The sequence below is a fragment of the Streptomyces avidinii genome (genome assembly GCF_014650695.1).
Lineage (GTDB): Bacteria > Actinomycetota > Actinomycetes > Streptomycetales > Streptomycetaceae > Streptomyces > Streptomyces avidinii.
The window spans coordinates 76,846-92,056 of the sequence record NZ_BMVL01000012.1; the positions used below are offsets into that span (position 1 = coordinate 76,846).

The following is a 15,211-nucleotide window of genomic DNA, read 5'->3' on the forward strand; positions in this document are numbered from 1 at the left end:
GACCGTGCTCCCCTCAGTCCTGGCCGAGCACCTGGAAGGGGACCGTGTCGTGGTGGTTCGCCATGTAGGCGATCTTTCCGTCGACGATCCGGAAGAAGTTCATGACCTCGGCCTCGATGGGCTCGCCGGAGGCGCTGACCGCCGTCAGGTGCGAGACGGCGGCGGCCTTCTCGCCGTCGACGACGAAGTGCACGGGCTCGTTCCGGAAGACCCGGTACATCGTCCCCATGCCCTTCATCATCGAGCGCAGGACGTCCAGGCCCTCGATGTGGCCGGCCAGCTGCTCGTCCATCACCTGGTCGTCGGCGAACAGGTCGCACCAGCGGTCCCAGTCCCCGGCGTTGGCGTACTCGTAGTACTTGCGCAGGATCTCGGTATGGCTCTCGTGTCGGTCCATCGTGATCGTCCCCCTATCGGTCCCTGCGGGTCCCGTCCGGCGCGAACGGTGCCCAGAACTGGCTGAAGGCGGTCGCCGAGTCCCCGAAGAGCCCGTCGCGGCCCTCGACGATCCGGCCGCTCCGCCACCGCATGAAGTGGAAGACCGGGTAGTCCATCCGCTCGTACGGGGACCCGCTCGCCGCGTCCGCGCCGTCCCGCACGGCCACGTTGCGGCACACGTCGGCGCTGCAGTCCTCGCCGACGAGGACCGCCCGGATGTCCATCCGGAAGGTGCCGGCCGTGAGCTTGTGGGTCTGCCCCATCAGCTCCAGGAAGGCGTCCAGGCTCTCGTACCAGCCGGCCAGCGGATGGTTGCCCGGCACCAGCCAGCGCAGGTCCTCGGAGTAGTACTCCAGGATGCGCGCCCGGTCGCCCGAGCCGAGGGCCGCGTAGGCGGCCCGGACCCGCTCCTGTGTCACTTCGGTCATCGTCTCTTCTCCCGCTCTCTCTCCTTCGCCGGCGCTCAGAGCGACGCGGAACCGGGCATCGGTGCCAGGTCGTTGACGGTGTACTGCTTGATCAGCGGTCCGTCGGGACCGGCGACGACGGTCCAGGTCTGGTCGGCGTCGAAGCCGAGCCACACGCTGCGGGCCGCCGGCGGGTCCCAGACCTTGGCCTGCCAGTTGACGAGGACCCGGACGACGGCCCGGTCGCCCTCGATGACGGGCTCCACCTTCGTCACGGTGTGGACCTCGTCGAAGAAGCGGTGGGTGACGGCCGCGTACCAGCGGCCGAAGCCCTCGTGCCCGAGGAAGGTGTCCTCGGGCACCTTGAACTCCAGGTCCTCGGTGGTCAGGGCGAGCACGTCGGCAAGGCCCACGTGCTGGTCCAGCGCCACGTACCAGTGCTCGGCGAAACTGCGGATCGCGTCCTCGGTCAACTGCCGCTCGGCGGGCATGCGCTCTCCTCCTGTCCGTGCTGCGTGAGTGCTCTGGTCAGATCTGGATGTCCACGAGGAAGGGCCCGGGGTGGGACAGCATCCGGCCCACGGCGGCGGCCGCCTCGTCCGGCTTCTCCACGCGCATCCCGCCGGCGCCGAGCGACCGGGCCAGCCCGGCGAAGTCGATCTCGGGGTGGGAGAGGTCGAAGGAGCCCGGGAAGCCGTGCTCCGGGATGTCCCGCTCCCGCCAGTACTGGGCGATGTTGTCGTCCAGCAGCCGGTACTTGCGGTTGTTGCACACCACGAACTTGGCGTCGATGCCGTGCCGGGCCGCCGTCCACAGGGCCTGGTAGGTGTACATGGACCCGCCGTCGCCGGCGAAGCCCACCACGAGCCGGTCCGGCCGGGCCAGCTTGGCGCCGACCGCGCCCGGGAAGCCCACGCCGAGCGAACCGCCCCGGGTGAGGTGGTAGTCGCCGGGGCGCTCCGCCGGCAGGTACCGGGTGACCAGGGGTGAGGTGGTCAGCGCCTCGTCGAAGACGATCAGGTCCCCGCCGGTGCGCTCGGCCAGGGTCCTCAGGAAGACGGCCATCGGCGTGCCGTCGTCCGGGGCCGAGCGCGCCTGTCGCTCCTGACGGACCCGCTCACGGGTCCGTACGTCGAGCCGGGCGGCCGCCGCGGCCCGCTGCTGCGGGCCCAGTCGCTGCTCCAGTACGCCGACCAGCGCGCGCAGCGCCTGCTGGGGATCCGCGGCCAGGCCCAGGTCCACCGGGTGGTTCTTGGCGATCTCGTAGGCGTTGAGGTCGATGTGGACGACCTTCGCGCCCGCCCGGAAGGGGCTCTCCAGCTCGGGGAAGACCTCCGGGAAGACATAGGTGCCGACGATCAGGACCCCGTCGGCGTCCCCCACCAGCTCCTTGCTGTGCGGGCCGAACATGTGCCCGGTCTGGCCGCGCCGCAGCGGGTGCGAGGCCGCGATGTTCACCTCGGAGGAGTCGACCTCGTACACGTCGGCGCCCAGCAGTTCGGCGACGGCGGCGAGCTCGTTCTGCGCCCCGGAGAGCGCGACCCCGTCCCCGACGAGGACGATCGGCCGCTCGGCCGCGGCGAGCAGCTCGGCCGCCCGCCCCACCGAGGCCGGCGAGGGCGCCACGTCGGTGAGCACCCGCGTGGCGGGGAGCACGGGCTCGGAGTTGAGTTCGTCCAGCACGTCCATGGGCAGGGCCACGAACACGGGCCCCCGGGGCGGGGTGAGCGCGATCTTCACGGCCCGCCGGACGGTGCGCAGTACGGACCGCGGGTCGGTGACGCGGGTCGCGTACTTGGTCACCGGCTTCGCCATCGCCACCAGATCGGACGCCATCTGCGCGTCCATGGCGTCGTAGCGCACCCCGGCGTCACCGGCGACCACGACGAGCGGGGTGTGGCCGCGCAACGACTGGTAGAGCATGCCGATGCCGTTGCCCAGGCCGACCCCGGAGTGCAGTTGGAGCAGGGCCGCGCCACCGGTCGCCCGGGCGTACCCGTCGGCGATGCCGGCGGCCACGGTCTCCTGGAGGGCGAGGACGTAGGTGAAGTCCTCCGCCGCGTCCACCGCGTCGAGGAATCCCTGTTCCACCGTCCCCGGATTTCCGAACATCACCTTCAGGCCGTCGGCCTTGAACTGCTCGATCAGCCTTTCCCGTCCGGGAGTGGCTTCCATGAATTCCCCCTCGATTCTCCGATTTCCCGGCGAATTCCGGGACTACCAGCCGTATCGGGTGAGACCGTCCTCCAGGACTTCCACGATCTTCTGCCCCGTGAGATAGGAGTCGGGGGTGGAGCGTCCGGTGACGAAGGGGAAGTCGACGATGACCGAGACCGGCTTGCCGAAATTCCCGTGGTACGCACCGCGCGGGCCCGTCGCGTCGCGCAGGATGTACTCCAGCGGATACGGCGGCGGCCCCATGTTGAAATCGGTGCCGAGGAAACCGGTGCCGTCCTTGTAGTCGTACTCCTTGCAGTGGCCGGTCACGTGCTTGCCCCAGATGATGCTCCTGCGGTCGCCCCAGTCGCGGGCGAAGGCCAGGCAGGCGACGCCGTAGCACTCGGCCGCGACGACCTTGCCGGCCTTCCGGAAGGCCAGGATCAGGGCGTGCACGCGCTCGTTGTTGGCGAGGTCGGCGATCGGTCCGCTGCCGCCGACGATGAGGATCGCGTCGTACCCGGCGACGTCCGCGTCGAGTTTGTCGAGATCACGGTGGTACTGCTCCAGCTTGGGCAGGTAGCCCGCCTCGCTCGTGTACGGCCGCTCGGGGACCCACGCCTCGATGTCGAGCGGCGAGTCCAGCCGGCTCGACTGCTCGAACTCCCGCCCCAGCCGGGCGTTCTCCTCGGTGGTGACGGAGCGTCCCAGCGGCGGATCGATGTAGTTCGCGTCGAGGCTCGGCGGAAGAGCGTGTGCACGCTTTCCGGTCGGCGTGGCGAATATGACCTCGTAGCCCCGCTCGTCGAACTTCGATACCGGTCCTATCAGTTCCTCGGCCCAGTAACCATGTTCGGAGACAATGACCAGAATCTTTCTGCTCACGTATTCCTCCAGGCGCCGCCTGTTGTCGTTGGCGTCCCCCACACTGGCCGCGCCCGGGGGCTTCGTCAAAGCGCTGGTGTGCGACTTCGTGAGGTAGCGGCCCAGCTCGTGGCAGCACCTCAGGAAGTCGTCCGCGGAGGTCAGGAAGTAGCTTCAGGACTACCTGACTTCGGCCGATTCGATGAACCATTGCACCGACCCCGCCCTATGGTCTGCACGCGCCGTGAATCGCGGGCGTGCGGGCCGTGTTGATGCGTTGCCGAACGTGCAGGAGCACGAGGAGAGGGACGGGGACGATGACGATGGACCTGTTGTGCACACACATCGATCAGATACGTCCGGTGAAACCCACGGCGGTGGGCTGCGAGGAGTGCCTCGTCGCCGGCGACAGCTGGGTGCACCTGCGGATGTGCCTCAGCTGCGGGCACGTCGGATGCTGCGACTCGTCGAGGAACCGTCATGCCACCCGGCACTACCGGACCACCGAACACGCCATCGCCGCCTCCCACGAGCCCGGCGAGGACTGGGCCTGGTGCTACGCCGACCAGCTGATGCTGGACCCGGCATGAGCGCGGCCCCGGAGAGTTCCGCCACCACCACGGCCGCCACCGCCACCACGGCGGCCGCGGCCGCCGAACGCGCCGAGCACCGCAAGCCCGTCATCCTCGCCGTGGACGACGACCCGCAGGTGCTGCGCGCCGTCCGCCGCGACCTGCGCAGCGCCTACGGCGACCGCTACCGGGTGCTCGGCGCCTCGTCGGCAGCCGACGCCCTGAAGATCCTGGACTCCCTCGACGAACGCGGCCACGACCCGGCGCTGTTCCTCGTGGACCAGCGCATGCCGGACGTGACCGGCGTCGAGTTCCTGCTGGAGGCGGTCAGCCGCTTCCCGGACGCCCGGCGGGTCCTGCTGACGGCCTACGCGGAGACCGACGCGGCGATCACCGCCATCAACCGGGTCCGATTGGACTACTACCTGCTCAAGCCGTGGGACCCGCCGCACGAGCGGCTCTTCCCGGTCCTCGACGACCTGCTCTCGGACTGGCTGGCCACCTACCGGCCCGCGTACGACGGAATCATCGTCGCCGGGCACCTGGTCTCCCCCGGCACCCACGCCGTCCGGGACTTCTTCACCCGCAACGGCCAGCCGTTCCGCTTCCTCAACGTCGAGCGGGACCCCGAGGCGCTGACCCTGATCGCCGCCCAGCCCGAAGGCGCACTCCCCCTCGTCCGCTTCCCCGACGGGTCGGTGCTCTCGGCCCCGACCGACACCCAGCTCGCCCAGCGCCTGGGCCTGGCCACCACCGCCTCCCGCCCGCACTACGAGTGCGTCATCGTCGGCGCGGGCCCGGCGGGCCTGGCAGCAGGCGTCTACTCGGCCTCGGAGGGCCTGTCGACCCTGATGCTGGACTCCCGCGCCCCGGGCGGCCAGGCCGGCACCTCCAGCCTGATCGAGAACTACCTGGGCTTCCCCTCGGGCCTCTCGGGCGGCGACCTGACCCGCCGGGCCACCATCCAGGCCTCCCGGTTCGGCGCGGAGATCCTGCACCCGGTCGAGGTCGTCTCGCTGACCCGGGACGACCCGGCGAAGATCCTCACCCTGGCGGACGGTACGGAGATCTCCGCCGAGACGGTGCTCCTGGCCACCGGGGTCTCGTACAACCGCCTCGACGCCCCCGGCGCGGACCGCTTCGAGGGGGCGGGCCTCTACTACGGCGCGGCGACCACGGAGAGCTCGGCCTGCATCTCGCAGCACGTGTTCATCGTCGGCGGGGCCAACTCCGCGGGCCAGGCCGCGGTGCACTTCGCCAAGTACGCCGCCCGCGTGACGATCCTGGTGCGGGCGGCCTCCCTGGACGCGAGCATGTCCCGCTACCTGATCGACGAGATCGACCGCACCCCGAACATCGAGGTGAAGGTGCGTACGACCGTGGTCCGGCTGGACGGCGAGGAGCACCTGGAGCGCCTCACCCTCCACGACGCGGACACCGGCGCGGACACCGAGGTCCCGGCCCGCTTCATGTTCACCTTCATCGGCGCCCGCCCGCACACCGACTGGCTCGCGGGCGTGGTCGAGCGAGACGAGTACGGCTTCGTCCTCACCGGCTCGGACCTGATCTCGAACGGCGGCGAGCTCCCGGCCGAGTGGAGCCTGGAGCGCGCCCCGTACCCCCTGGAGACCAGCGTCCCCGGCGTCTTCGCGGCGGGCGACGTCCGCGCCCACTCGGTGAAACGGGTGGCCTCGGGCGTGGGCGAGGGCGCGATGGCCGTCTCCCTGATCCACCGGTACCGCTCGATGGGCTGAGAGCGAACGCCGCGAGCCTTGCGATCAAGGCCGCAACGGATGCAACGTTGATTACATGATTACAGCCGAGCAGAACGAACAGCTCCGCGCATGGTTCGCCGAGCGCCTGCCGGTCGACGTCTACGAGTCCCTGGACTCGGTCGTCGTCGACCGCGAGGAGATCACGGTCGTCGGTGTCATACCGGCGACCGAGTCGGTCAAGGAGTTCCGCGAACGCACCCGCGAGCAGCGCATCGAGGTGGCCCGCGAGGCCGAGTCCCTCTACCGCCGGAAGGTCGCCTGGGGCGTACGGGCGGGCGAGGAGACGACGCTCTTCACCCACCTCGCCGTCCCGGTGATGACCCGCCTGCGCCAGTCCGAACGCCAGGTCCTCGACACCCTGGTCGCCGGCGGCGTGGCCCGCAGCCGGGCCGACGCCCTCGCCTGGTGCGTGCGGCTCGTCGAGCGCAACACGGACGAGTGGCTCACCGAACTCCGCGACTCCCTGGACAAGGTCCGGCGGGTCCGCTCCCAGGGCCCCGACGTCTCGGGGAACACCGACTCCATGAAGTCCGAGTCCGAATGACGAATCCGGCCCACTGCGGCGCGTGATCGCGTAAGGCTGGCGACGACCTACACCCAGGGAGAGGCACGCACCCATGACCACCACCGTCGAATACATCCGCTACCGGATCGCATTGGACGACCAGCCGGCCTTCGAGGACGCCTACGCCCGGGCCGCGGAGTCCCTGGCCGCCTCGCCCGAGTGCATCGACTACGAACTGGCCCGCTGCGAGGAGGAGAAGGAGCGCTACATCCTCCGGATCCGCTGGACCTCCATCGAGGACCACCTCGGCGGGTTCCGCAAGGGCGCCCAGTTCCCCGCCTTCTTCAACGCGATCCGTCCGTACGTGACCGCCATCGAGGAGATGCAGCACTACCTCGTGACGGGCGTGGTCGGCACGGGAAAGGCCGCCGGAGAACGATGAGCACCACACCCACCATCTACGAGTGGATGGGCGGAGCGGAGGCGATGAACCGCCTCACGGACGCCTTCTACACGCACGCCCTGCAGGACGACATCCTGGCCCCGGTCTTCGCCGGCATGGGCTCGGAGCACCCGCAGCACGTCGCGGTCTGGCTGTCGGAGGTCTTCGGCGGCCCCTCGGACTACACCGCCCACCACGGCGGCCACCAGCACATGGCCACCAAGCACCTGGGGCGGGCGATCACCGAGAAGCAGCGCCGCCGCTGGGTGGACCTGCTGATGGACACGGCCGACGAGGTCGGCCTCCCGACGGACCCCGAGTTCCGCGGAGTGTTCGCCTACTACATCGAGTGGGGCACCCGCATGGCCCTGATCTACTCGGGCCCCAACCCACCCCCGGTCGACGCGGCCAAGATCCCCGTCTGGTCCTGGGGCCAGACCCCACCCTGGATCCCGCCCACCCCGCAAACCTGACCCAGCGGGGGCGGGCCGGCCCCACCCGCCCCCACCGCCCATCCAGCCCCGCCGCACTTCCAGCCCCGCCGGCGTTCGAGGCGCGGGGTCCGGGGCGGAGCCCCGATCCTTCAGCCTCGCCGGCGTTTGAGGCGCGGGGTCGGGGGCGGAGCCCCGATCCTTCAGCCTCGCCGGCGTTTGAGGCGCGGGGTCGGGGGCGGAGCCCCGGCGACCGGCCCGGGCCCGACCTCGGCCTCGGCCAGCACCACCAGCAACGGCCCGCCATCCCCCCGCGCCCGCCAGAAGTCCGCGCCCTCCTCCAGCACCTCGACGAATGTCTCCCACTCACCCGGCCGCGCACCCGCAAACCCGCGCCAGGACGTCACCGCCACCAGCCACCCCCCGCCCCCCGGCAACCAGGACAGGTCCCGCAGCGCATCGGCCAGCGCGTCCCAGTTCCCGCCGACCCACTCCGGCAGCCGCAGGGCACCCCCGCACCGCCGCATCAGCTCGGCCTTGCCGCGTACCCCGTCGAGATCCAGCCGTACGATCGTCCGGCCCGCGGCTTCGGCGGCCTCGAGCGCCGGGGCGAGCGGCTGCGGGTCCAGGCTCATCGGAGAACCGCCTTGAAGGTCTCGTAGTGGTCGTCCGTGTAGAAGAACTCCCCACCCTCGCCCGTCACGATCCGCCGGGCCCCACGGTCCCGCTCCCCCGGCGTCCGCACGGTGTACTCGTGGTAGTAGCCACGTTTCTGCTTGGGCAGGGCCTTCTCGAAGTTCCCGAAGACCGTGCCGTCCTGCCGGTAGGCGTACGGCCCGCCCTTGTCGATGAGCGCCAGCACGTCACGGGCCTGCTGCGGCAGCCCGTCGGCCCGTACGGTGGCCATCCCCTTCGCCCACCCGGGGACGTCAGTGGCGCGGGCACCGGCACTTGCAGTGGCGCTGGCGGCGGTAGGCGCGGGCGCGGCCTTCTGCCCGGCACAACCCACCGCACCGACCAGCGCGGCACAGAGGAACAGCGCCCCCAGCAAACGCAGCAACGATCGGGGCACGTTCCGAAAGATCATGCACCGATCGTGCCAAATATCCGATTCGCTCGCGAATCGCCCGGTCGCCTCAGAGGGCGGCCATCTTGGTGTAGGGACTCAGGATTCGCTTCTGGACCGAACCGAAGTCGACGAGAACAGCGATCCCCTCCTCGATTCCGACGACACGGCCGAGGCCGTGCTCATCGTGAGTAACCCGGTCGCCGACGTTGAACTGCCGGATGGGCTGTTCCACGGGGGCCTTGAACGGGCTGGACGGCAAATGGCGGCGAGGTACTGCTGACTTTGTCATTGAAACCAGTATGCGCCCCGCAGGCCGCCGCGCGGTCCGCCGTTCCGATCTCAATTCCAGCACCATCCGCACCGGCGGCGACATCAGAAGGGCCGCCGGGGGCCGTCATGGCCGGTCAGGCCGTTTCAGTCGTCCGGGTCGGCCCGGTCCAGGGCCGGCCGCAGCCCCGGGGCCGACTCGGTGAGCAGGTAGTCGGCGACCGCCGTGTCCGTGACGAGGCTGGTCACCAGACCCGACCTCAGCACGGCCCCGATCGCCGAGGCCTTCCGCAGCCCGCCCGCGATCGCCACGACCTCGGGGATCCGCCGCAGCCGGTCCGCCTCGACGGTGATGCACCGCTCGCCGAGGTCCCGCCCGACCCGTCGGCCCTCGGCGTCGAAGAGGTGGGCCGACATCTCGGCCGCGACGCCCAGCGAGGCGTAGTGGGCCCGCTCCTCGTCGGTCAGCATGTCGTGGACCGTCGAGATGCCCGGCTCCCAGGAGCCGATGGAGACGGCCGCGACCGTCACCTTGTCGAAGTACTCGAAGGCGCGTGCGATACCGGTCTGGCTGCGCAGCGCGGCCGCGGTGGCCGGATCGGGCAGCAGCATCGGCGCGTAGATCGGGTGCGCGTCGCCCCCCGAGACCTGCGCGGCCCGGCGGACGGCCTCGACGGAACCGCGCTCGGCGGTGCCCGCGTCGTACACGCCGGTCAGCTGCACCACGGTGCACTGGGGCAGCCTGTGCAGGGAGGCGGCCATGTGAATGGTCGACCGTCCCCACGCCAGGCCCAGTACGTCGCCCTCGTTGACCAGTTCGCCCAGCAGGTCGGCGGCGACCGCGCCCAGGTTCTCCGGGTCGGGCGCGTCCTCGGTGGCATCGGCCGGCGACTCCACGACGACGGCGTGCCGGAGCCCGTAGCGGGCCCTGAGCGCGTCCGACCGCTCGGCGTCGAGTTCCGCCGGTACCCGGATCTCGATGCGTACGAGGTCACGCTCCAGGGCGGTCTCCAGGACCCGGGCCACCTTGAAGCGGCTCACGCCGAACTCCTCGGCGATCTGGATCTTGGACTTGCCCTCCAGGTAGAAGCGGCGCGCCATGGCCGCCGCCTGCACGAGCTCCGCGGGTCCCATCCGCAGGGCTGACCGTCCCGCCGACATTGCAGACACCGCGCTCTCCTCACTGCTGTTCACACTCTCGACTCGCCGTTCATCCTGTCAGATCCGACGGCCGTTGATCAGCCTGGACAGCTCCCGTTCACCGAGCTGTTCATCAACCCTTGGTTCAGTGGTCGCACGCCCAGGGCGCGGCGGCGATCGCCGCACCCGCCTGCTCACGCAGCGTACGCACGGCGGCGGCCGGCTCGACCGCTCCGTAGACGGCGCTGCCCGCCACGAAGACGTCGGCTCCGGCTTCGGCGCAGCGCTCGATCGTCGAGGCCGAGACCCCGCCGTCCACCTGGAGCCACAGCTCCAGGCCGTGCTTGGCGATCAGCTCCCGGGTGCGGCGGATCTTCGGCAGCATGATGTCGAGAAAGGGCTGGCCGCCGAAGCCGGGCTCGACCGTCATGATCAGCAGCATGTCGAGCTCGGGGAGGATGTCCTCGTACTGCTCGATCGGCGTCGCGGGCTTGAGCGCCATGGAGGCGCGCGCCCCCTTGGCCCGGATCTCCCGCGCGAGCCGCACGGGCGCGGCGGCCGCCTCGGCGTGGAAGGTGACCGAGCCCGCACCGGCCTCCACGTACTGCGGGGCCCAGCGGTCCGGGTCCTCGATCATGAGGTGGAGGTCCAGCGGGATGTCGGTGGCCCTGCTCAGGGATTCCACGATCGGCATACCGAGGGTGAGGTTCGGGACGAAATGGTTGTCCATGACATCGACATGCAGCCAGTCGGCTCCCTCGACGGCCTTCGCCTCCTCGGCGAGTCGGGCGAAGTCGGCGGACAGGATGCTGGGATAAATCTGCGCGGCCATGCCCCAAGCCTGCCATGCCCCCACCGAGTTCCGGCCACGGCCCCGCAAGTCGGGACGGGCGCAGCAACGCTCGACCGATCACCAACAACGCTTCACCCTCCCTCACGGACCGGTGGGAGGAAGCAGGGCGATGTCACCTTGAGAGTGGCGAGGCCCTCGCCCTTGGTGCGGTCCAGGACCCCGGTGATGCCCTCCATCCAAAAATCATCGGGCTCCGTGCGCATGCTGACCCAGGGGAAGGGCCCGGCCATGTCCGCCTCGTCCGACGAGTTGTACTTGTGGCCCTGCTTCAGCCAGGCGTCCCGCGCCTGCAGCACGAGGCTTCCGGCCTCGGTCCCGGGAACGCCGGTGAGCTTGTAGTAGAGGGTCACCTGCAGCCTGTCGTCACTGCTGCTGTCGTCCTTGGCGATGCAGGGGCCGACGGTCTCGGGGGCCGTACGCTCCGGTGTCGGCTTGATCGACATGCCGTCCACCGCCTGCCGGATGATCCCTTCCGCCCGGTCGACGGCCTGTTCCTCGTTCATCGTGACCTGCTTCGCCGCCCCTCCCCCGCACGCGGTCACCGTGACCGTCAGCGCGAGCGGTGCAGCGACCGAGAATGCCTTCAGTGGTTTCACTCGGGGCCGCCCGTCGCTGCGCTCGGGGCGCCGGTGCCGGGATCAACGGGCACGTGGTTGAGCCTCATGGCCGCGTCGTGCCCGTCGCCCGCACCGGCTTCGATCTGTTCCCACTCGTCCCACGCCATGCGCGCAGCCCCCGATTTGCTCCTGACGATCACACCGTCCGGGAACGCTACAAGGCACGGGAGCGCAGCTCATGAGTACCCGTACCCATGTTCCGTGTCCCCTTTCCGACGGGGACGACGGGGACGACGGGGACGACGGGGACGACGGGACACGGGAAGCGCGGGATCGGGGTCCGGCGCTACGCCGTGCGCCTCAGCAGCGCCAGGTACATCGCGTCCGTGCCGTGCAGGTGGGGCCACAGCTGGACGTCCGGGCCGTCGCCCAGGGCCGGGACGCCCGACATGAAGGGCCGTGCGTCGATCAGTTCCGCGGACACCGGGGACTGGCCCGCGCCGCGGCCCTTCAGGACGTCGTCCACGACGACCCGGGTCTCCGCCAGGTGCGGCGAGCACGTCGCGTAGCCCACGATGCCGCCCACCCGCACGGCCGACAGCGCCTCGCGCAGCAGCCCGCGCTGGAGCGGGGCGAAGCCCTCCAGGTCCTCCGGGCGGCGGCGCCAGCGGGACTCCGGGCGGCGGCGCAGCGCGCCCAGGCCCGAGCACGGGACGTCCATCAGGACGCGGTCGAAGGAGCCCGGCAGCCAGGCCGGGCGGGTGCCGTCGGCCGTGATGACCTGGTACGGCCCCGGGTTGCCCGCGAGGGAGCGCTCCACGAGCCGGGCCCGGTGCGGCTGCTTCTCCGAGGCCAGCAGGAACGCCCCGCGCTGCGCCGCGAGCGCGGCGAGCAGCGCCGCCTTGCCGCCCGGGCCCGCGCAGCCGTCGAGCCACCGCTCGTCGCGGCCCTCGACCGGCGCGGCCGCCAGCGCCATGGCCACCAGCTGGCTTCCCTCGTCCTGTACACCCGCACGGCCCTCGCGGACCGCCTCCAGCGCGCCCGGTTCGCCGCCCTCGGCCATCCGGACGGCGTAGGGCGACCAGCGGCCCGGCAGTGCCGAGTCCTCGCCGACCGCCTCCAGCAGTTCCTCCGGCGTGGACCGCCCGGGGCGGGCGACCAGGGTCACCTCGGGCCGCTCGTTGTCGGCCTCCAGCAGGTCCTCGATGCCCGCGCGCCCGCCGCCCAGCGAGTCCCACAGGGCACTGACGACCCACCTGGGGTGCGAGTGGTACACCGCGAGGTGTTCCTCGGCGTCGTCCTCGTAGGGCGGGGCGACCCGCTCCAGCCAGCCGTCGAGGTCGTGCGCGGCGATCTTCCGCAGGACGGCGTTCACGAACTTGGCGCGCCCGTCCCCGAGCACCACGCGGGCCAGTTCCACGCTCGCCGAAACGGCTGCGTGGGTGGGGATGCGGGTGCCGAGCAGCTGGTGGGCGCCGAGGGAGAGCACGTCCAGCACCGGCGGGTCCACCTCCCGCAGCGGCCGGTCGATGCACGCCTTGATGACGGCGTCGTAGGTGCCCTGGCGGCGCAGCGTCCCGTAGACCAGCTCGGTGGCCAGTGCAGCGTCGCGCGCCTGGAAGCTCTCGTCCTGGCGGGCCTTCTTGAGCAGCGGCGGCAGCACGAGGTTGGCGTAGGCGTCGCGCTCGTCCACCGCCCGCAGCACCTCGAAGGCCAGCATCCGGACGGGGTCCTTCTGGGGCCGGCGGTGCGGCTTGGCCTGCTTGCCACCCGCGCCTGCGGGGGCAGGCCTGCGACGGGGCTGACGGGGCTGTTCGCTCACGTGAAAGGTGCTCCGGGTTTACGAGTGCTACGAGTGCTACGAGTACTGCGGGCGGTGCCGGTCCTGCGGGTGGTGCCGGTCCTGGCGGGTGGTGTCTGCTGCGTGGGGACGTCCGCGCCCGGGCGTCCCCACCGATCAGCCTACGTCGGCTCCGCCGAGCCGCTCGCCGGGAGCGATCCGCACCCCGCGCGCCCAGTCGGCGGCCCGCATCGGCTTCTTGCCCTGCGGCTGCACCCACAACAGCTCCACGGCGTGCGAGCCGGTGCCGACGTACACGTTGTTCTTGGCGGGGGCCAGCGCGCCCGGCTCCAGGTCCGTACGGTCGGGCACCGGGCCCAGCGAGATCAGCTTGAGCCGCTCCCCGCGGAAGACGGTCCACGCGCCCGGCGCCGGCGTGCAGCCGCGCACCACGCGGTCGGCGCGCATCGCGGGGGCGGTCCAGTCGATCCGGGCGTCCTCGACGGTGATCTTGGGCGCGTGGGAGACCCCGTCGTGGGGCTGTGCCACGGCGCGCAGGGTGCCGTCCTCGATGCCGTCCATGGTGGCGGCGAGAAGTCCGGAACCGGCAAAGGCGAGTCGGGTGAGCAGGTCGCCGCTGGTGTCGGTCGGCCGGATCTCCTCGGTCAGGATGCCGTAGATCGGGCCGGTGTCCAGGCCCTCCTCGATCCGGAAGGTGGAGGCGCCGGTGACCTGGTCCCCCGCGATGATCGACTGCTGGACGGGCGCGGCTCCGCGCCAGGCCGGCAGCAGCGAGAAGTGCAGGTTGACCCAGCCGTGCTCGGGGATGTCGAGGGCGCTCTTCGGGATCAGGGCGCCGTAGGCGACGACCGGGCAGCAGTCGGGCGCGATCTCGCGCAGCCGGGCCTGGAAGTCGGGGTCGCGGGGCCGGGCCGGCTTGAGTACCTCGATGCCCGCCTCCTCGGCGCGCTCGGCGACGGGGCTGGCGACGAGCCGCCGGCCGCGGCCGGCCGGTGCGTCGGGCCGGGTGATGACGGCGGCGACCTCGTGCCGCCCGGAGGCGATCAGGGCGTCCAGGGCGGGTACGGCGACCTCGGGGGTGCCTGCGAAGACGAGCTTCACTGGGGGACTACCTCGCTAATCTCGGCTGTCAGCAGCGCACCAGTCTATGGGGCGCGGGTCGGGCCGCCCACCTGTGGCGTTGAGGGGGCGTACGCATATGCGCGCGCCTCTCGCATATGCCGACACGCCCCCACAGCGTGACCTGGGCGACGGGTGGCGCGTTGGTCAAGAGAGATTGACCAAAACGGGCCGCGCGTGAACGGTGTCTGCGGCCCGATCCGCCCTTCAGCACCGGTTCGAGAGGCTTCTTCATGGCCGACCACGCCACCCACGACGCTCAAGCCCGGGCCAGCCTGCACCTCCTGGTACGGGACATCGAGCGGGTTCGCCGGCAGGTGGATGCCCTGCGTACGCTCACCGCCCAGCTCGGCAACGTGTACCGCCCGCGCCGATCGGGTCCCTCCACGGGCTTCGTCGTCTACGGACGGGCGCCCGCGCCGACCGTCCGCCTCGCGCAGGAGCTGCGGGACAGCGTCGAGACGCTGGTGACCGCCGCGGTGGACTTCGACCGCTCGCTCGGTTTCTCGTGGGACGCGGTCGGTTCGGCGCTCGGTGTCACCAAGCAGGCCGTGCACCGCCGCTACGGGGCCCGGCGGGCGCAGTCCGCGGAGTCCGCGGAGCCGCCGGCCGAGGGCACGACCACCCGGACCCTGGGGCCGCTGCCGACCGTCCCGGCCGCGCGTTCGATGCCGCCGCAGCCGGTGCGCGAGGAGGCCCAGGCCGCTGCCGGGGGCGCTCCCGCGCGGGCTCTGGGCGAGGCTTCCCGCTCCCCCGCCTTCCCCGGGCCGCGCAACGGCTGAGGGCTGTCCTGCCGCCGGGACGCCGACACCCG

Annotated in this window: 20 protein-coding genes; 6 read left to right on the top strand and 14 right to left on the bottom strand. The window is 71.4% G+C overall.

Going from position 1 to position 15,211, the window contains the following annotated elements; genetic code table 11:
• Positions 1-13: 13 nt before the first annotated feature.
• The 5 genes from IE257_RS27660 to IE257_RS27680 are packed head-to-tail and all read right to left on the bottom strand — an operon-like array spanning position 14 to position 3,887.
• The gene (locus IE257_RS27660) at positions 14-397 is read right to left on the bottom strand and encodes a nuclear transport factor 2 family protein (protein ID WP_052873961.1); all 384 of its coding nucleotides are present in this window, start codon (positions 395-397) and stop codon (positions 14-16) included.
• Between the two features lie 13 nt (positions 398-410).
• Entirely contained in the window at positions 411-866 is a 456-nt protein-coding gene (locus tag IE257_RS27665) for a nuclear transport factor 2 family protein (RefSeq protein WP_229920700.1), read from the bottom strand.
• Between the two features lie 35 nt (positions 867-901).
• A complete protein-coding gene (locus tag IE257_RS27670) occupies positions 902-1,336 on the bottom strand; it encodes a nuclear transport factor 2 family protein (RefSeq protein WP_189972617.1) in 435 nt (144 codons plus the stop codon).
• 37 nt (positions 1,337-1,373) lie between these two features.
• Entirely contained in the window at positions 1,374-3,020 is a 1,647-nt protein-coding gene (locus IE257_RS27675) for a thiamine pyrophosphate-binding protein (RefSeq protein ID WP_189972618.1), read from the bottom strand.
• Between the two features lie 42 nt (positions 3,021-3,062).
• Positions 3,063-3,887 (bottom strand): type 1 glutamine amidotransferase domain-containing protein, encoded by an 825-nt coding sequence (locus tag IE257_RS27680; protein ID WP_189972619.1) that lies wholly within the window; start codon positions 3,885-3,887, stop codon positions 3,063-3,065.
• A gap of 296 nt (positions 3,888-4,183) precedes the next feature.
• On the opposite strand from IE257_RS27680, the gene IE257_RS27685 reads away from it, so the two are divergent.
• The 5 genes from IE257_RS27685 to IE257_RS39230 all read left to right on the top strand — a co-directional run bounded on the left by IE257_RS27685 (position 4,184) and on the right by IE257_RS39230 (position 7,633).
• Complete coding sequence (locus IE257_RS27685) at positions 4,184-4,456, top strand: UBP-type zinc finger domain-containing protein (protein WP_372453103.1); 273 nt, start codon at positions 4,184-4,186, stop codon at positions 4,454-4,456.
• Complete coding sequence (locus IE257_RS27690; protein ID WP_189972620.1) at positions 4,453-6,192, top strand: FAD-dependent oxidoreductase; 1,740 nt, start codon at positions 4,453-4,455, stop codon at positions 6,190-6,192. Before IE257_RS27685 ends, IE257_RS27690 begins: the two co-directional genes overlap by 4 nt.
• Before the next feature lie 55 nt (positions 6,193-6,247).
• Positions 6,248-6,757 carry an ATP-binding transcription factor AbmR gene (gene abmR / locus IE257_RS27695; protein WP_189972621.1) on the top strand — a complete coding sequence of 170 codons (510 nt, stop codon included), beginning with the start codon at positions 6,248-6,250 and terminating at the stop codon, positions 6,755-6,757.
• 73 nt (positions 6,758-6,830) lie between these two features.
• Entirely contained in the window at positions 6,831-7,160 is a 330-nt protein-coding gene (locus IE257_RS39225; RefSeq protein ID WP_189972622.1) for an antibiotic biosynthesis monooxygenase family protein, read from the top strand.
• Positions 7,157-7,633 carry a group II truncated hemoglobin gene (locus tag IE257_RS39230; RefSeq protein ID WP_189972623.1) on the top strand — a complete coding sequence of 159 codons (477 nt, stop codon included), beginning with the start codon at positions 7,157-7,159 and terminating at the stop codon, positions 7,631-7,633. The genes IE257_RS39225 and IE257_RS39230 overlap by 4 nt, the downstream gene beginning before the upstream one ends.
• Positions 7,634-7,794: 161 nt before the next feature.
• Here IE257_RS39230 and IE257_RS27710 read toward each other — a convergent pair whose 3' ends face one another.
• The 9 genes from IE257_RS27710 to fmt form a co-directional block, all read right to left on the bottom strand.
• Positions 7,795-8,226 (bottom strand): barstar family protein, encoded by a 432-nt coding sequence (locus IE257_RS27710; RefSeq protein ID WP_189972624.1) that lies wholly within the window; start codon positions 8,224-8,226, stop codon positions 7,795-7,797.
• Positions 8,223-8,678: a guanyl-specific ribonuclease gene (locus IE257_RS27715; RefSeq protein ID WP_189972625.1), complete on the bottom strand. Its 456-nt coding sequence runs from the start codon at positions 8,676-8,678 to the stop codon at positions 8,223-8,225. The genes IE257_RS27710 and IE257_RS27715 overlap by 4 nt, the downstream gene beginning before the upstream one ends.
• Before the next feature lie 49 nt (positions 8,679-8,727).
• On the bottom strand, positions 8,728-8,949 hold the full coding sequence (locus tag IE257_RS27720; RefSeq protein WP_030012151.1) for a CarD family transcriptional regulator: 222 nt from the start codon (positions 8,947-8,949) through the stop codon (positions 8,728-8,730).
• A 125-nt stretch (positions 8,950-9,074) separates the two neighbouring features.
• On the bottom strand, positions 9,075-10,088 hold the full coding sequence (locus IE257_RS27725; protein ID WP_030388458.1) for a sugar-binding transcriptional regulator: 1,014 nt from the start codon (positions 10,086-10,088) through the stop codon (positions 9,075-9,077).
• A gap of 124 nt (positions 10,089-10,212) precedes the next feature.
• On the bottom strand, positions 10,213-10,899 hold the full coding sequence (gene rpe, locus IE257_RS27730; RefSeq protein WP_189972626.1) for a ribulose-phosphate 3-epimerase: 687 nt from the start codon (positions 10,897-10,899) through the stop codon (positions 10,213-10,215).
• A 92-nt stretch (positions 10,900-10,991) separates the two neighbouring features.
• Positions 10,992-11,423, bottom strand: a complete 432-nt coding sequence (locus tag IE257_RS27735; RefSeq protein WP_189972627.1) for a hypothetical protein — start codon at positions 11,421-11,423, stop codon at positions 10,992-10,994.
• Between the two features lie 89 nt (positions 11,424-11,512).
• Entirely contained in the window at positions 11,513-11,644 is a 132-nt protein-coding gene (locus IE257_RS39010) for a hypothetical protein (protein ID WP_268251440.1), read from the bottom strand.
• A 179-nt stretch (positions 11,645-11,823) separates the two neighbouring features.
• Positions 11,824-13,299 carry an RsmB/NOP family class I SAM-dependent RNA methyltransferase gene (locus tag IE257_RS27740; RefSeq protein WP_189972628.1) on the bottom strand — a complete coding sequence of 492 codons (1,476 nt, stop codon included), beginning with the start codon at positions 13,297-13,299 and terminating at the stop codon, positions 11,824-11,826.
• A gap of 135 nt (positions 13,300-13,434) precedes the next feature.
• A complete protein-coding gene (fmt, locus tag IE257_RS27745; RefSeq protein WP_189972629.1) occupies positions 13,435-14,379 on the bottom strand; it encodes a methionyl-tRNA formyltransferase in 945 nt (314 codons plus the stop codon).
• 251 nt (positions 14,380-14,630) lie between these two features.
• Here fmt and IE257_RS27750 point away from each other — a divergent pair, with 251 nt between their 5' ends.
• Positions 14,631-15,179 (top strand): hypothetical protein, encoded by a 549-nt coding sequence (locus IE257_RS27750; RefSeq protein WP_189972630.1) that lies wholly within the window; start codon positions 14,631-14,633, stop codon positions 15,177-15,179.
• The last annotated feature ends 32 nt before the right edge of the window (positions 15,180-15,211 follow it).

Excerpts from the sequence above, each read along its gene's own strand:
- IE257_RS27660 (WP_052873961.1), bottom strand. The coding sequence starts at position 397 with ATGGACCGACACGAGAGCCATACCGAGATCCTGCGCAAGTACTACGAG.
- IE257_RS27665 (WP_229920700.1), bottom strand. The coding sequence starts at position 866 with ATGACCGAAGTGACACAGGAGCGGGTCCGGGCCGCCTACGCGGCCCTC.
- IE257_RS27670 (WP_189972617.1), bottom strand. The coding sequence starts at position 1,336 with ATGCCCGCCGAGCGGCAGTTGACCGAGGACGCGATCCGCAGTTTCGCC.
- IE257_RS27675 (WP_189972618.1), bottom strand. The coding sequence starts at position 3,020 with ATGGAAGCCACTCCCGGACGGGAAAGGCTGATCGAGCAGTTCAAGGCC.
- IE257_RS27685 (WP_372453103.1), top strand. The coding sequence starts at position 4,184 with ATGACGATGGACCTGTTGTGCACACACATCGATCAGATACGTCCGGTG.
- IE257_RS27690 (WP_189972620.1), top strand. The coding sequence starts at position 4,453 with ATGAGCGCGGCCCCGGAGAGTTCCGCCACCACCACGGCCGCCACCGCC.
- abmR (WP_189972621.1), top strand. The coding sequence starts at position 6,248 with ATGATTACAGCCGAGCAGAACGAACAGCTCCGCGCATGGTTCGCCGAG.
- IE257_RS39225 (WP_189972622.1), top strand. The coding sequence starts at position 6,831 with ATGACCACCACCGTCGAATACATCCGCTACCGGATCGCATTGGACGAC.
- IE257_RS39230 (WP_189972623.1), top strand. The coding sequence starts at position 7,157 with ATGAGCACCACACCCACCATCTACGAGTGGATGGGCGGAGCGGAGGCG.
- IE257_RS27710 (WP_189972624.1), bottom strand. The coding sequence starts at position 8,226 with ATGAGCCTGGACCCGCAGCCGCTCGCCCCGGCGCTCGAGGCCGCCGAA.
- IE257_RS27715 (WP_189972625.1), bottom strand. The coding sequence starts at position 8,678 with ATGATCTTTCGGAACGTGCCCCGATCGTTGCTGCGTTTGCTGGGGGCG.
- IE257_RS27720 (WP_030012151.1), bottom strand. The coding sequence starts at position 8,949 with ATGACAAAGTCAGCAGTACCTCGCCGCCATTTGCCGTCCAGCCCGTTC.
- IE257_RS27725 (WP_030388458.1), bottom strand. The coding sequence starts at position 10,088 with ATGTCGGCGGGACGGTCAGCCCTGCGGATGGGACCCGCGGAGCTCGTG.
- rpe (WP_189972626.1), bottom strand. The coding sequence starts at position 10,899 with ATGGCCGCGCAGATTTATCCCAGCATCCTGTCCGCCGACTTCGCCCGA.
- IE257_RS27735 (WP_189972627.1), bottom strand. The coding sequence starts at position 11,423 with ATGAACGAGGAACAGGCCGTCGACCGGGCGGAAGGGATCATCCGGCAG.
- IE257_RS39010 (WP_268251440.1), bottom strand. The coding sequence starts at position 11,644 with ATGGCGTGGGACGAGTGGGAACAGATCGAAGCCGGTGCGGGCGACGGG.
- IE257_RS27750 (WP_189972630.1), top strand. The coding sequence starts at position 14,631 with ATGGCCGACCACGCCACCCACGACGCTCAAGCCCGGGCCAGCCTGCAC.